General features: G+C 65.7%; 17 protein-coding genes. 7 read left to right on the top strand and 10 right to left on the bottom strand.

What is annotated here, in order from left to right:
- The first annotated feature begins 63 nt into the window (after positions 1–63).
- Positions 64–852 (top strand): fumarylacetoacetate hydrolase family protein, encoded by a 789-nt coding sequence (locus tag QCE63_RS31825; RefSeq protein WP_309838628.1) that lies wholly within the window; start codon positions 64–66, stop codon positions 850–852.
- Between the two features lie 11 nt (positions 853–863).
- On the top strand, positions 864–1,367 hold the full coding sequence (locus QCE63_RS31820; protein ID WP_309838627.1) for a hypothetical protein: 504 nt from the start codon (positions 864–866) through the stop codon (positions 1,365–1,367).
- A gap of 75 nt (positions 1,368–1,442) precedes the next feature.
- Here QCE63_RS31820 and QCE63_RS31815 read toward each other — a convergent pair whose 3' ends face one another.
- The 6 genes from QCE63_RS31815 to QCE63_RS31790 form a co-directional block, all read right to left on the bottom strand.
- Positions 1,443–1,697 (bottom strand): CsbD family protein, encoded by a 255-nt coding sequence (locus QCE63_RS31815; RefSeq protein WP_309838626.1) that lies wholly within the window; start codon positions 1,695–1,697, stop codon positions 1,443–1,445.
- Positions 1,698–1,791: 94 nt separating this feature from the next.
- Positions 1,792–2,148 (bottom strand): response regulator, encoded by a 357-nt coding sequence (locus tag QCE63_RS31810; protein WP_309838624.1) that lies wholly within the window; start codon positions 2,146–2,148, stop codon positions 1,792–1,794.
- The gene (locus QCE63_RS31805) at positions 2,145–3,656 is read right to left on the bottom strand and encodes an ATPase domain-containing protein (protein WP_309838621.1); all 1,512 of its coding nucleotides are present in this window, start codon (positions 3,654–3,656) and stop codon (positions 2,145–2,147) included. The genes QCE63_RS31810 and QCE63_RS31805 overlap by 4 nt, the downstream gene beginning before the upstream one ends.
- 287 nt (positions 3,657–3,943) lie before the next feature.
- Positions 3,944–4,465: a methylated-DNA--[protein]-cysteine S-methyltransferase gene (locus QCE63_RS31800; protein ID WP_309838619.1), complete on the bottom strand. Its 522-nt coding sequence runs from the start codon at positions 4,463–4,465 to the stop codon at positions 3,944–3,946.
- A gap of 41 nt (positions 4,466–4,506) precedes the next feature.
- The gene (locus tag QCE63_RS31795; protein ID WP_309838618.1) at positions 4,507–4,779 is read right to left on the bottom strand and encodes a hypothetical protein; all 273 of its coding nucleotides are present in this window, start codon (positions 4,777–4,779) and stop codon (positions 4,507–4,509) included.
- Positions 4,772–5,527, bottom strand: a complete 756-nt coding sequence (locus QCE63_RS31790) for a DNA/RNA non-specific endonuclease (RefSeq protein ID WP_309838617.1) — start codon at positions 5,525–5,527, stop codon at positions 4,772–4,774. The genes QCE63_RS31795 and QCE63_RS31790 overlap by 8 nt, the downstream gene beginning before the upstream one ends.
- Before the next feature lie 160 nt (positions 5,528–5,687).
- On the opposite strand from QCE63_RS31790, the gene QCE63_RS31785 reads away from it, so the two are divergent.
- Positions 5,688–6,761, top strand: coding sequence for an alpha/beta hydrolase (locus QCE63_RS31785; protein ID WP_309838616.1), 1,074 nt, complete (start codon positions 5,688–5,690; stop codon positions 6,759–6,761).
- 1 nt (position 6,762) lies between these two features.
- Here QCE63_RS31785 and QCE63_RS31780 read toward each other — a convergent pair whose 3' ends face one another.
- The gene (locus QCE63_RS31780; RefSeq protein WP_404990214.1) at positions 6,763–8,148 is read right to left on the bottom strand and encodes an MATE family efflux transporter; all 1,386 of its coding nucleotides are present in this window, start codon (positions 8,146–8,148) and stop codon (positions 6,763–6,765) included.
- 90 nt (positions 8,149–8,238) lie between these two features.
- Between QCE63_RS31780 and QCE63_RS31775 the strand changes: the two genes are divergently transcribed.
- A complete protein-coding gene (locus QCE63_RS31775) occupies positions 8,239–8,559 on the top strand; it encodes a YnfA family protein (protein ID WP_309838614.1) in 321 nt (106 codons plus the stop codon).
- A gap of 30 nt (positions 8,560–8,589) precedes the next feature.
- On the opposite strand, the gene QCE63_RS31770 is transcribed toward QCE63_RS31775, so the two are convergent.
- Entirely contained in the window at positions 8,590–9,609 is a 1,020-nt protein-coding gene (locus QCE63_RS31770) for a DUF2891 domain-containing protein (RefSeq protein ID WP_309838612.1), read from the bottom strand.
- A gap of 387 nt (positions 9,610–9,996) precedes the next feature.
- Here QCE63_RS31770 and QCE63_RS31765 point away from each other — a divergent pair, with 387 nt between their 5' ends.
- A complete protein-coding gene (locus tag QCE63_RS31765; protein ID WP_309838610.1) occupies positions 9,997–11,292 on the top strand; it encodes an MFS family transporter in 1,296 nt (431 codons plus the stop codon).
- A gap of 229 nt (positions 11,293–11,521) precedes the next feature.
- On the top strand, positions 11,522–12,193 hold the full coding sequence (locus QCE63_RS31760; RefSeq protein WP_309838609.1) for a hypothetical protein: 672 nt from the start codon (positions 11,522–11,524) through the stop codon (positions 12,191–12,193).
- Between the two features lie 4 nt (positions 12,194–12,197).
- Here the strand turns inward: QCE63_RS31760 and QCE63_RS31755 are convergent, their stop codons facing one another.
- Positions 12,198–12,350, bottom strand: coding sequence for a hypothetical protein (locus tag QCE63_RS31755; RefSeq protein WP_309838607.1), 153 nt, complete (start codon positions 12,348–12,350; stop codon positions 12,198–12,200).
- Positions 12,351–12,432: 82 nt separating this feature from the next.
- Entirely contained in the window at positions 12,433–13,515 is a 1,083-nt protein-coding gene (locus QCE63_RS31750) for an AraC family transcriptional regulator (RefSeq protein ID WP_309838606.1), read from the bottom strand.
- A 135-nt stretch (positions 13,516–13,650) separates the two neighbouring features.
- Here QCE63_RS31750 and QCE63_RS31745 point away from each other — a divergent pair, with 135 nt between their 5' ends.
- Complete coding sequence (locus QCE63_RS31745; RefSeq protein WP_309839363.1) at positions 13,651–14,784, top strand: acyl-CoA dehydrogenase family protein; 1,134 nt, start codon at positions 13,651–13,653, stop codon at positions 14,782–14,784.
- The last annotated feature ends 20 nt before the right edge of the window (positions 14,785–14,804 follow it).

Genomic DNA, 14,804 nt, shown 5'->3' with positions numbered 1-14,804 from the left:
AGGAGGGGACGAGAGAGCGCGGGCCACGCATGCCCGCGCTCCTTTTTCCAAAGGGAGACAGAGATGACACACTGGATTCGTTTCCGCGATGCCGACGACCGCATCGGCTTCGGCACGCTCGACCCGCATTCGGGCCGCGTGGTGCAACATGACGGCGCGATGTTCGATCAACCGCGCCCGACCGAGATCACCTGGGCCGTCGATGACCTCGCGCTGCTCGCGCCGTGTCAGCCGAGCAAGGTCATTGCGCTGTGGAACAACTATTACGCGCTGTCGCGCAAGCTCGACAAGGCGCCGCCGCAGCATCCGCTGTTCCTCATCAAGCCGCCGATGTCGGTCATCGGGCCGCACGAGTCGATCCGGCGGCCGCGCAGCTATCACGGCAAGATCGCGTATGAAGGCGAGCTGGGCATCGTGATTGGCAGGACGGTGAGCGGGGCTTCAGTGGAGGAGGCCGAGGCGGCGATCTTTGGCTATACCTGTGTGAACGATGTGACGGCCATCGAGCTGTTGCAGGAGGATCCCAACTTCGCGCAATGGTGCCGCTCGAAAGGCTTCGACACGTTCACCTGTCTCGGTCCGGCGATCGTCACGCCGGGCAACGGCTTCGACTGGCGCACGGCGAACGTGGTGACGACGCTCGAAGGCGTCGAACGGCAGAATTATCCGCTCGACGACATGATCTTTTCGCCCGCCGAGCAAGTGAGCCTGCTGTCGCAGGACATGACCCTCGTGCCCGGCGATGTCATCGCGTGCGGCACGTCGATCGGCGTCGGCTCGATCAAGGACGGGGCGCGCGTGGACGTGTCGATTGCGGGCATCGGCACGTTGTCGAACGTGCTGGCGGCCTGAGGGAGCGCGGCATGTCGGATCTTCCGGGCGCGGCGTTGCTCGTGCTGGCGATCATCGGCTGGCGGCGGCCGCATGTCTCGCTGCACAGCGTGCTGGTTACGCTTGCATTCGTCGCCGCGCAATTGCCCGATGGTGCGTTGGCGATTGGCACAGGCGGCGTACTCGCGGCGTGCCTGCGCTTGCAGGACGGGACGCGTTGGCGCGCGCCGCTGCACCTCGCGATGGCCGGCGCATGCGCGGCGCTCGCCTACGCGCTCGGCGCGCGGCCCGGCGGGCTCGCGGTGCTGATGGCCGTCGCCATGCTGATGCTGATCGGCGCGCATCTGGCGCTTGCGTTCGGTGGCGCGGGCGGCGTACCCGTTTCGAGTCTGCTGAGCGCGCTGGCGGCGGCAGGCCTCGCCGCGGCCTTGACCATCGACGGCACGCACTGCGTGCTCGCCGTTGCCTGCGCCATGCTGGGCATCAGTTGCGCGCGGGGCGTGTCGTTTGCCGGCATCGCGCGCGAGGCGCCCTGAAAAAACGAAGCCGGTGCAACGAGGCACCGGCTTGCGGGTCCATCTCTCCGGCGCGGGATGAGCGCGCCGAACGCATCAGCGGTCGCGATTCCACAACGCGCCGAGCACGAAGCCCACGGCGGCGGCAATCAGCACGCCCTGAATGGGCTGGCTGGCCACAGCCACGCGCACCTGATCCACGGTCTGCCCATAGCTTTCCTGCAGATTGCCGAAGGCCTGGCGCACCTTGCCTTCGGCCTGCATCTGCTCGTCGCCCGTCAGCGCGCCGACCGTGTCCTGCACCTTGCCAGCGACCTTTTGCGCCGCGCCTTCAATCTGATCCTGCACCATGGTGCCTCCATTCGGTTGAGCGGTTCCAAGAAAACCCTCGTGCATCCCGCCACGAGGGAACGCATGTCAGCAGCACGGTTCGTGCCCAGCGTAGTCACGCCGGACCGATGAGCCTCCGGACCGTGTCGATCAGATCGTCGATGGAGAACGGCTTGCGGCGGAACTGCGCGTGCGGATGGCTGATCTCGGGCGCGTGGGCCGCCGCGCTCATCAGGATGACGGGCACGTGGGCCAGGCCGTCGCTGGCGGCGAGTGCGTTGATGAACTCGACGCCGTTCATGTGCGGCATCATCCAGTCGGTGATGATGAGCGCGGGCGCGCTGGAACGCGCGGCGTCGAGCGCCGTGCGTCCGTTCGACGCGGTCGACACCTCGTAGCCCTCCATTTCGAGCACCAGCCGCCATGTGGTCAGGATGTCGAATTCGTCGTCGACGACGAGGATCTTTTTCATGAACGCGCGCCGGGATCGGACACGGAGAGCGCGGGCCCGGCCGACGGATGACCGGACAAGAGACCTGTTGGGCCGATGAAGCCGTCGCTGATGTGCAGGCCGCGTGCGTCGATGGTGAGCCTGCGAATGGCGGTGTCGTGCGCGCCTTCGCGCTGCTTGATGATCGACACCATGCGGTACAGCGACGAATTCGCCTCGATGTAGCGCAGCAATACGATGTTCTCGGTCATCGCGGAGGCGCGCAGCGTGGACGGCTGCCGCGTCTCGCCGTAGAGCGGCATTTCCTCGGTCAGGACCGTCGTCACGCCGGCTTCGCGCAGGCGGTGCGACAGCGCGTTCAGGAACAGGCCGAAGCGCTCCACGCGGTTGGCGGACTGATGAAAGCCGTCGATGCCGTCCACCACGAGGCGCGATGCCTTCGCGTTCTTCACGGCGCTCAGCAGTTCGTTGGCGAGTTCGTCGATGGCCAGTTCCACCGCCGGATGCCAGTGGATCGTGAGCCGTCCGTCCTGCAAGGCGGGCTCGAGATCGACGCCGACCGACCGCGCCTTGGCGATCAGCCGCGACGGCGATTCATAGAAGCCGAAGTAGATGCAGCGCTCGCCATGCTCGATGCCCGATTGCAGGAACTTGAGCGACATCAGCGTCTTGCCGACGCCCGAGGGACCGACGAGCGTCGTGGTCGACCCGCGCACCACGCCGCCGCCGAGCATCTGGTCGAAATCCGGGAAGCCAAAGCTGAGCCGGCTTTTGAAGTCCGGAATGTCGAGATCGTCGGCGGCGGTCGCCTCGATGCGCGGGAACGTCACGAGTCCCCGCTCGGTGATCTTGAAAAAGTGCTTGCCGAGCAGATGATCGCGGGCGCGCAGCTTGTGCACCTCGATTTCGCGCGCGCGCCGCATGCCCGTGTTGTAGCGGTTCAGTTCGATGAGGCCGTCGACCAGCGTGTGTTCGGGATGCGGTTCGTTGCCGGAGAGCGGCGCGAGAATCAGCGTGGTGCAGCGCGCGGCGCTGACGAAGGCGGACAACTCGTGAATGAACTGCGACAGTTCGAGTTCGGTCGAGCTGAACTCGCGGGCGCTGCGGAAACCGTCGATCACCATGAAGCGCGGGCGGCTGGTCTTGATCGTCGCGGCGATCAGCGACAGAAAGCCGGACAGGCCGTCGCGCATCAGCTCGTGATAGCCGGAAACGAACAGCATGCGGTCGGAAATGGCATCGGCGTCGTAGAACGACAGCGGCTTCAGATGCGCCAGCAGCTTGGTGTGAGATTCCGCGATCAGCGTGATGTACAGCACCATGTCGCCTTGCGCGACGCGGTGAAAGCCGATTTGCGACGACAGGATCGTCTTGCCCGCGCCCGCCATGCCTTCGATCAGATACAGGCCGCCTTCGACAAGCCCGCCTCCGAGAATGTCGTCCAGCCCGGTGACGCCGGTCGTGACGTTGCCATTGCGGTCGGGGTCGAGGGCGGAGGAATCGGCTGGCTGGTGGTCGTCTTGAGTCATGGAATGTCGTTTTTACTTGGGCATCGGCGTTGGGCGAACGCGATTATGGCTGACTCGAGTCGGGAAATGTCCGCTGGCCATGACAGAAGCACTGCTTGCCCGTGTGCGCCGATCCTGCTGTGGCGTGGCTTTGCGGGCGTCGCGGGCACTTCGCTCACCATGCTGACGCAGCAAGATTGCGAGAATGTCCCGGACAGGGATGTTCGTGCGCCGCATTTTTCGCGCCTGACGTCCGCAGTGCATGGCCCGATGCAAGGCATGGATTTCGGACATGCCTATGGCTGCGGTCAGAACAGCGCGAGTTGCTCGCGGCCGGGTCCGCCTTCGAGCGTCAGCAGGTGTCGCTTGCGTTCGACGCCGCCGGCATAGCCGGTCAATTCCCCGTCGCCGCCGATCACGCGATGGCACGGCACGATGATCGCGACGGGATTGCGGCCGTTCGCGCCGCCGACCGCGCGCGCGGCGCCGGGCGGCAAGCCGAGGCGGCGGGCGAGATCGCCGTAGGTCCAGGCGTCGCCGAAGGGAATCTGTTGCAGGAGTTCCCAGACGCGCCGTTGGAATTCGGTGCCGCCGAGCCGCAGCGGCAGGTCGAAGCTCGCGCGCTGTCCCGCGAAGTAGTCGGCGATCTGTTCCTGGGCCGCCGCGATGGCGCGGGAGACCGGCGGGGCGTCGGAAAGCGTCTGCTCACGCTCGTGAACATGGGCGGGAAAGTGCTTCTGCCCGATGAAGAACAGGCCTGTCAGGGCGTCGTGCTCGGCGCGGTAGAGGATGTGCCCGAGCGGACTCGGGCCGACATGACATTCGATCACTTCGGTTCTCCGCGCCGCACGGGTGTGCGGCGCCTGGCGGCTCAGATGAACGGATTGTCGGCCTTCCCGGCGGGCTTGTCCGCGGGTTCGTCAGGTTCATCTGGACGTTTCGCGGGTAAGGATGCGTCGCCTTGCAGCGTCTCGACGACGGCGCCCAGCGCCTTGTAGAGCGCGAGCGCATTGGCGAGGCCGGCCTTGTCGCGCGTGATCGTCAGGTCGCCGCTGAGGGTCACGCGGGTTGTGCCGTTGACGATGTTGATGGCATCGCCGGCGATGTTCAGGGCGTCGGTATCGTTCGCAAATGGCTTAAACACCTTTCAGTCCTCCGATTCGCTTGTCCTTGAGGCCGTCCGGGATGCCGGGAAACGCGAGGCCGCTCATGGCTTCGAGTTCGCGGACGGTTTTCATCGTGTAGGTCTCGGTGGAGGCATTGTCCACCACGACCGCGAAGGCAATCTGCCGCTGCGGCAGATAGACCACTTTATAGAGTTGCGTCGGCACGAAGACGCGCGATTCGCCGATCGTCTGCAACTGGCGTCCCGAGAACAGCGGCCCGGTGACGACCCAGGCTTCGCCGGATTGCTCGGTCAGGCGGCGCACGGCTTCCTCGATGCGCGCCCAGATGCGCCGGTTGTTCGACGGGTCCTGCGGCACGATGTTGGCGAGCGAGAAGGACTCGGCCATGCCTTTCTTGCTGGCGCGGTCGCCGGCCGGGCTCATGTGGCCGCGATCGAAGCCGCTTTTCTTGTAGTCGGCGAGTTGCGCGCTGGCGCCGGGCGGCAGACGCTTCTCGACGAAGAAGCGGTTGGTGCGCGTGTTGTTCTTCGCCTGATCGATGCCTTGGGTCGTCAGGTGTTCCGCCGACCACAGCGGTCCGTGCGTGACGCCGGAATGGAGCAGCGCGAAATCCGTGTAGCAGACTTCCTGGGTCGCCGCGCGCATCTTCGCGTTGACGACGACGGGCTCGCGGCCGCCGGGACTGAACTGCGGGCAGTCGCTCGCGGCGGCGCTGATGCACACGAGGCCGAGCGCGGCGGCGAGTGCCTTGAAGCGGAATTGCATGCGGGTAGGGTGCCGGGTTGATGCACCGCAGACGGGTGCGGAAAGCGGGCTGCAAAGTATAAGCGCAGGACCCGGTGCGCGGGGTGCATCCGGCGTGCGCGGGAGTGGCGCGCTAGAATGCGTCGGCCTTGAAACTAACCCGTCAGGTCATTCAGCGAACATGAAATCGTCCGTCTTCCGCTTTGTGTTGTCGTCGTTCATGGCGTGTGTCGCGCTGTCGTGCGTCGTTCAAGTTCATGCTTATGCCGATGAAGCGCCGGTCACGCCGTCCGGCAGCAACGACGGCCCGGCTTACGGTCCGGAACTGCAAGGCTTCGATTACCCGTATCCGGTCGCGCGCTTTGCGTTCACGTCGCAACGGCAGGTGGTGCGCATGGCCTATATGGATGTGCATCCGCCGCATCCGAACGGTCGCACCGCCGTCCTGCTGCATGGGAAGAATTTCTGTTCGGCCACTTGGAAGCAGACTATCGACGTGTTGACGGGCGCGGGTTATCGCGTGATCGCACCGGATCAGATCGGCTTCTGCAAGTCCACCAAGCCTGAGCGTTACCAGTACAGCTTCCAGCAGCTTGCGCGTAACACGCATGCGCTGCTGACCGCGCTCGGCGTGCCGCGCGCGACGCTCATCGCGCATTCGACTGGCGGCATGCTCGCGGTGCGCTATGCGCTCATGTATCCGCAGGAGACGGAGCAGCTTGTGCTGGTGAATCCGATCGGGCTCGAGGACTGGAAGGCGAAGGGCGTGCCGTCGGTGTCCATCGACGACTGGTATGCGCGTGAACTCAAGACGAGCGCCGACGGCATTCGCCGCTATGAGCAGAACACGTATTACGCGGGGCAATGGCGGGATGCCTACGAGCCGTGGGTGCAGATGCTCGCTGGGATGTATCGCGGGCCGGGGAAGGAGATCGTCGCGTGGAATTCGGCGCTGCTGTACGACATGATTTATACGCAGCCAGTGGTGTATGAGTTCGACAAGCTGAAGACGCCGACGCTGCTGATGATCGGCGACAAGGACACGACGGCGATTGGGAAGGAATTCGCGCCTGCGGAGATTCGGCCGACGCTGGGGCGGTATCCGGAACTGGCGAAGCTGGCGAAGGAGCGGATTCCGAATGCGACGCTGGTTGAATTTCCGGATGCCGGGCACGCGCCGCAAATGCAGGATCCGGAGGGGTTTCATCGGGCGTTGCTGGAGGGACTCGGCGCGCTCCAATCAACCGCGCCTTGATTCAATCGGGCATCGGAGCGCCAAGCGCGCGCTCCACCCCCGCCACCTGCACGGCTAACGTGACCCCTCGCGCGACCATGAACACCACCAGCGCGAGCCACAAGCCGTGATTCCCGAGCGTCCCGGCCAGCCCCCACGCCGCCAGCAGAAACACCCCAAGCGACACCGCCATCGCCTGCATGAGCTCCCGGGTACGCGTAGCGCCGATAAACACGCCATCGAGCAGAAACCCCGCCACCGACACCACCGGCAGCACCGCCGCCCACGGCAGATAGCGCATGGCGGCCGCATGCACGACTGCCTGATCCGTGAGCCTGCCGATGATCCACTCGCCGCCTAGCGCATACACGACCGAAAACCCCGCCGCGCCGATAATCGACCATAACATCGTGACCTTCACGGCCTGGCGGAACGCATGCCGGTCGCGCGCGCCGGCCGCTGCGCCGACGAGCGCTTCGGCGGCATGCGCGAAGCCATCGAGGCCGAACGCCATGAAGGTCTGGAAATTCAGCAGCACGGCGTTGGCCGCAAGCACGGCATCGCCCTGTCGCGCGCCGAGATGCGCGAACCACGCGTAGGAACCCAGCAGGCAGATCGTGCGAACGAAGATGTCCCGATTGATCGCGACGAGACGCTTCAACGCATGCCCGTCGAGCAGCCTGCGCCAGGCAGGCGCTTCGAGTCCGCGCGGACGCAGGCGCCACAGGATCGCGACGCCGAGCACGAAGCCGCAGAAGTCGGCGAATGCCGTGGCCGCGCCGATACCCGCGATGCCCCAGCCGAAGCGATACACGAACAGCAGTACCGCAACGATGTTCACCAGATTGATGAAGATTTGCGTCACGAGCGCGAGCCGCACGCGTTGACAGCCGAGCAACGCGCCGAGCACGACGTAATTGCCGAGCGCGAACGGCGCGGCCCAGATGCGCGCGTGACTGTAGGCGCTCGCAGTGTCCTGCACGGCCGCGCTACCGCCCAGCGCGGCGAGCGCATAGCGGATGACCGGCAACTGCAACGCCAGCACGGCCATGCCGATCGCGAACGCCAGCAACATCGCGCGCAGGACGCTGGCGCGCAGCGCCTCGTCGTCATGTGCGCCGAAGGCCTGCGCGACGAGGCCTGTCGTGCCCATGCGCAGGAAGCCGAAACCCCAGAAGACGAAGCTGAACACCAGCCCGCCGAGCGCGACGCCGCCGAGGTACTGAGGCCCGTCGAGATGACCGGCGACGGCCGTATCGACGGCGCCGAGAATCGGCTGCGTCAGATTCGCGAGGACGATGGGAAACGCCAGCATCAGCACGCGTTTGTGCCAATGCACGGGCAGCGCGGCCGGCTGGCCGCGTGGATCTTGCGAAGTTGTCTGCACAGCGGTCGAACGCGCGTTCATGCGCGCGTTTCGTGGATTCGTGGGGAAGGCGTCATTGTCCGGAGCGCGCGCCCACGACGCAACCTCGCTTCAACGCCGATAATGCGCGTCATGAAAACCTTCGCGCTCTATGTCATCACGGCCGTTGCCGAGATTGCCGGCTGCTACTTTCCCTATCGATGGCTCAAGCAGGGCGGCTCGCCCTGGCTGCTCGTGCCGGGCGCGCTGTCGCTGGCGCTGTTCGCGTGGCTGCTGACGTTGCACGCCGCAGCGGCGGGACGCGTGTACGCGGCGTACGGCGGTGTCTACATCGGCGTGGCGATCATGTGGCTATGGGCCGTCGATCGCATCCGGCCTACCGCGTGGGACCTCGCCGGCGCGGCGATCGCGCTCGCGGGCATGAGCGTGATCGCCTTTCAGCCGCGCGTTTGAACCTCTGTCAGCCGCGCTGAGCCTGCCTGCTCAGGCTTCGAGCGCCAGCAGCGCAAAAGTCGCGAGCCAGTGCTCGCCCATGTAATCCCCCGCGACGTGCGCAATCCCCGACGCGAGATGCTCGTCCGCGCTCGCGTTCAGCACGGCGGCGCGCGCATCGCCCGAAGGCAGGGCACGTGCGATCGTCCGCTGACACCAGGCACGGCTCAGGTTGAGGCCGTCGAGGTGGGCGAGCTTGCCGTCGCTGCGGTCCGTGACGGTGGCCGGCGTGAACAGCGTCGCGGGCTCGCGCTCGGCAATCTGTGGCAGAAAGCGCTCGAACCATCCGACGAAGCGCCCCTCCGGCAACACATGCCGCATCAGCACGGCTTCCATCAGCGAGGGCGAAAGGAATTCGTCTCCGGCGGGTTCCCATGCCTGACACGATTCGTCATTCTCGAACCAGCGCAACGCGGTCGCGCTCATCAACTGTTCGAAGTCCGCGTCCTGCGCCACGCGCGCATAGCCCAGCGAGAGCGTCAGTGCGAACGCCATGTTGAAGTGCGTGCCGACCCTGAGCGGGTAGGTCGATTTCGGCAGGAATTCCACGAAACGCGCAACGAATGCATCCGCGAGCGGTTGTAGCGTCCGGGCCCAGCGCTGGCCATCGGCGGAGGTCATCGAATGCAACTGGCCCGCGAGCGCGAGCAGCCACGCCCAGCCGTAAGGCCGCTCGAAGCCGCGCGCAGCGGGGCGCTGCAGATAAGCGACCTCGGCCGCGACGTTCGCCTCGGTGAAATGTTCGTCGATCACCGCGCGGATGCGCGTCGCCTCGGGCAGATCCGGAAAGCGGTTGAGCAGACGCGCGATCAGCCAGTAGCCATGGACGCAGGAATGCCAGTCGAAGCTGCCGTAGAAGATCGGATGCAACGCGCGCGGACTTTGCACGTCGGCTGCGTCGGCCATGACGTGATCGAGCTTGTTGGGATACTCGCGGGTCAGGTGGCCAAGCGCGACCTGGGCGAACTTCGACGCCAGCGCGGCGTCGAGGATCGGAGCGTGTGGATTCATGCGGACCTCACGTGGGCTGTCTCTGGATTCCGAGACTTTATCGATAAGTGATGGATAAAGTCTCGAATAAGGGTAATTACCTAAGTCGACATGTGGGACGCGGCCGGATCATTGCCTGAAAGCCGCGAAACAAACTTCTGCAAGCCGCGCGAATGCCTTTACCACAAGCCTGCGGGCGCTTTCAGCAGCCATTGTGCGCGTGACGCGCAGCGCGCAAACGCGCCGACCGACCCGCCCGCAATGGGCGTTTGCCCGCCTGTCCGGCGCGCGCCGCCGCGCGGATCGTCGTATAAACTGGCGCCCGAATGCCGTCAGGAGCATTCCGCACCGGGGTCACGAACCTTGGGACGCGTCATTTGCACAACGACCAAGAGATCAAGACACGACATGAATGACTTTCCTGCCTACACCGCGGAGGACACGCGGCGCCGCGTTTTTGCGATCGTCGGCGCTTCGTCGGGCAACCTCGTCGAGTGGTTCGACTTCTATATTTACTCGTTCCTCGCGCTGTATTTCTCGGCGGCGTTCTTCCCGGGCGGCAATCCGACCGTACAGTTGCTGAACACCGCAGGCGTGTTCGCGGCGGGCTTCCTGATGCGTCCCATCGGCGGCTGGATGTTCGGCCGGATCGCCGACAAGCACGGCCGCCGCAACGCCATGATGATCTCGGTGCTGATGATGTGCGGCGGTTCGCTCGTCATCACCTTCCTGCCGACCTATGCGAGCATCGGCGCATGGGCACCGTTCCTGCTGCTGATTGCCCGGCTGTTCCAGGGCTTGTCGGTGGGCGGCGAGTACGGCACCAGCGCCACCTACATGAGTGAAGTGGCCCTGCGCGGCCGGCGCGGCTTCTTCGCGTCGTTCCAGTATGTGACGCTGATCGGCGGCCAGCTCGGCGCGCTGTTGGTCCTGGTGGTGCTGCAGTTCTTCCTTTCGACCGACGAACTCAAGGCCTGGGGTTGGCGCATTCCGTTCTTCATCGGTGCGTGCGCGGCGCTGATTTCACTGTACCTGCGCCGTTCGCTCGATGAAACCTCGACCGCCGAAACGCGCGATCGCAAGGAAGCCGGCACGCTGGCCGGCCTGATGCAGCACAAGGCCGCGTTCATGACCGTGGTGGGCTTCACGGCGGGCGGCTCGCTGATTTTCTACACGTTCACGACCTACATGCAGAAGTACCTGGTCAACACGGCCGGCATGCATGCGAAGACGGCCAGCAACGTGATGACCGCCGCGCTGCTGGTCTACATGTTGTTGCAACCTTTGTTCGGCGCGCTGTCGGACCGGATCGGCCGGCGCACCTCGATGCTCTGGTTCGGCGGCCTCGCCACGCTCGGCACCGTGCCACTGCTGCATGCGCTCTCAGGCGTCACGAGTCCGGTGATGGCCTTCGTGCTGGTGGTGGTGGCGCTGGCGATCGTGAGCTTCTATACGTCGATCAGCGGTCTCATCAAGGCGGAAATGTTCCCGCCGGAAGTGCGTGCGCTGGGCGTGGGCCTGTCGTATGCGGTCGCCAATGCGATCTTCGGCGGCTCGGCGGAATACGTCGCGCTGTGGCTCAAGTCGGCGGGCAACGAATCCGCTTTCTTCTGGTATGTCACGGTGATGTGCTTCATCTCGTTCGTCGTGTCCTTCCGTATGCGCGACCCGAGCAAGGAAGGCTATCTGCGCAACGAAGCGTAAGCGTCGCGGACCGGCTGCCGCGAATCGCAGTGTGGCAGCCGCGCCGCGTCCGGGCAGGCCGCGCATACCGCCGGGCTTGCCGATGGCGTCAGTATGGTGTTTGATGCGGGTTGTGACGGCGCGCCATGCACGGCGCGCCAGCGTAATCGGGAACCGGAGTTGCATGCGCGCGCACCCCGCGCGCTACACCGATGGCGGGGTCGAGCCTCGGTCTGCCTGGAGCCTGTTCATGGAAGATTTCGACGAAACGCTGTTTGTCGTCTGGCGCGCCAATCTGAGCGTGCTGGTCGGCTCGCCGGGAGGCGCCGGACGCCTCGCGCGCATGATGAACTTTTCGCCGTCGTTCATGAAGCTCATCGTCGCGGGTCAGCGCGACTTCAATGAGGAATTCGTGCGCGGCATCGAGCTGGTGGCGGGTCTGCCGCCGCACTGGATGGATGAGCGCCACAGCCCGGCCGACGTGCCGGCGGACGTGCAGCGCGCGCTCGATGAAGAAACCCCGATGGCCGTATTCCGCGGCACCGCGCATCCGGCGCCGAAGCGCTCGGTGCTGCGCGGCCCGGAACCGCTGTTGTCGCAAACCGAGGCGACGCGCCGGGTCGCCGACATTGCGCAGCAGCAGGCGGAGAACAATCGGCGTGACTTGCTGTTTCGCAAGAACCGCGAGTTGCTGTCGCAGGATCTGCGTCGCCTTGAACGCCAGCTCGGGTTGTTGCAGGTCGATTCGATGCAGCCGAAAGTGGACGAACTGATCGCCTCCGACCGCATGAGCGAGGCGGCCAAGGCGGATCTCACCGGACGCCTGGAGCAGATCGACAAGCACGTCAAGCTGCTGCATCAGCATGTCGAGAAACTCGTGACGCTGCTCACGGTGCCCGACGAACCCGAAACGGGCGATTGATTTTCTACTGTTCCTTGTCCTCGTCGCGGCGTCTCGGTTCAGGATGAACCGCGATGGGATCGCTTGCCGGAAAGCTTTCTTCCAGCGCCTCGTCGAGCAAGGCATCTTCGTCGGGGAGGTCCTGCTTCGCAGGTTCGTCGCGGCTGGGCTTCGTCATGGTGCGCTCCGTGCAGGTCGTCGGTTCATGCCGATGAGGCGAGGCGAAAGTTCAATATAGCAGCCCCGCTGTGTGCCCGCACTCAGCGCCCCCGGCGGTAATCCGCGGGACGCACGCCCGTCCACTTCCTGAAGGCACGCCGGAATGCGCTCGGTTCGGCAAAGCCGAGCGCGTCGGCGATCTGCGGAATCGTCTCCCGCGTATGCGCGAGGCGCGCGATGGCGAGATCGCGTCGCAGTGCGTCCCTGATCGCCCGGTAGGTCGAGCCTTCCTGCTTCAGCCGCCGTCGCAGCGTCGCCTCCGCCATGTTGAGGGCGGCGGCCAGCGGCTCCGCTTCCGGCCAGTCGGCGGGCGGCGTCTCCCTGAGATGCCGTCTGATACGCGCCGTCAATGAATCCGGATTGCGATACTTCACGATGAAGTTGGCCGGCGCCTCGCGCAGGAAGCGTTTGAGCGTCGCGCGCGTCTGCACGACGGGCAGCGTCGCGCATCCGGCATCGAGATCGACGAACGAACGCGCCGCGCCGAAACGCATGTCCTCACAGAACATCAGGCGGTATTCGTCGCCGGCCTCGGGCTCGGGGCAGCGCAGATGCGCGGCCAGCACCGGAATGCGTCGGCCGACCAGCCAGCACAGCAGTCCGTACACGAGAATGAAGCCGGTCGCGTAGGCGAACATCGTGCGGGCATCGCCACGGTCGTCGAGCCAGATGCGCACGCGTGTCCCGTCGATGTCGGGCGTGAAGCGCAGTTCGTCAAGCACCAGCCGCATGAAGTCCGCGATGCGCGTCAGCGCCTGCGTGCCGTCGCGCGACGAGAGCGCCGCATGACACATCAGCACGAAGCTGCCGCGGCGCATCGGATGGGCGTCCTGGCCGAAGAACTCGTCGTCGAGGGCGTCGGCCACCGCGTGCCACAACTTGCCGTACTGCACCGGCGACACGCGCGCACGCGGCGAAGCGAGCATCGCTGGCGCGATGCCCGCCGCGGCCAGCAAGCCGTCGCGCGCGACGCCGCGCGCCTCGGCGCAGCGCAGCGCGGCTTCGACGAGACTCACGGCGATCGAATCGCGTTCGACGGGCTCGACGTGTTCGACGCGCTTGTCAGGACTTGGGGTTGTCACTAGGTGGCCAAAGCGCTCAGTAAGCGTGATCGTTTCGGGCATCGGCCATGGTCCGGCGATTGCCTAGACTCGAACGGATGGCCGCCGCCGTCCGCCAGCATTGGCGGTCAGCAAGCTTACACGATCGATGCCGCGCGACTCGGCATCGACCCCCAGTCCTTTCAGACACAAACCATGATCGACCCATTCCTCACCGAAGAGCAGCGCATGATCCGCGACGCGGCGCGCCAGTTCGCGACCGAAGTCCTCGCACCCAATGCGGGCCAGTGGGACCGCGAAGGCGCGCTGCCTGACAGCGTCATCCGGCAACTCGGCGAACTCGGCCTGCTCGGCATGATCGTGCCCGCCGAACTGGGTGGCACCTTCAGCGACTACACCGCCTACGCGCTCGCGATGGAAGAGATCGCCTCAGGCTGCGCCTCGTGCGCGACGCTGATGAGCGTGCACAACTCGGTCGGCTGCGGCCCGATCCTCGCCTACGGCACCGACGCGCAAAAAGCCGAATGGCTGCCGAAGCTCGCGAGCGGCGAAGTCATCGGCGCGTTCTGCCTGACCGAGCCGCAGGCCGGCTCCGAGGCCAACAACCTGCGCGTGCGCGCCGTGGAACGCGACGGCCAGTGGGTCCTGTCGGGCAGCAAGCAGTTCGTGACCAACGGCGCGCGCTCGGGCGTGGCGATCGTGTTCGCGGTCACGGACCCGGAACAGGGCAAGCGCGGCATCTCGGCGTTCATCGTGCCGAAGGACACGCCGGGCTTCAATGTCGGCGCACCGGAACACAAGCTCGGCATCCGCGCGTCCGACACCTGCCCGATCACCTTCGACGACTGCGCGATTCCCGCCGCCAATCTGCTCGGCCAGCGCGGCGAGGGCTTGAAGATTGCGCTGTCAAATCTGGAGGGCGGGCGCATCGGCATTGCGGCGCAGGCGCTGGGCATCGCCCGCGCGGCCTTCGACGCGGCCCGCGCCTATGCCCGCGAACGCGTGCAGTTCGGCCGGCCGATCCATGAACATCAATCGGTCGCCAACAAGCTGGCCGACATGCAGACGCAGATCAACGCCGCGCGCCTCCTGATCCATCACGCGGCGCGCATGCGCACGGAAGGCGTGCCTTGCCTGTCGGAGGCGTCGCAGGCGAAGCTGTTCGCCTCGGAAATGGCGGAGCGCGTGTGTTCCGATGCCATCCAGATCCACGGCGGCTATGGCTATCTGGAGGATTACCCGGTGGAGCGGCATTATCGCGATGCACGCATCACGCAGATCTACGAAGGCACGAGCGAAGTGCAGCGGATGGTGATCGCGCGCAACGTCTGAGCGGTGCCCCTATAAAAATC

The sequence above is a fragment of the Caballeronia sp. LZ065 genome, assembly GCF_031450975.1.
Taxonomy (GTDB): Bacteria; Pseudomonadota; Gammaproteobacteria; order Burkholderiales; family Burkholderiaceae; genus Caballeronia.
This window is presented reverse-complemented; position numbering and strand designations above follow the sequence as displayed.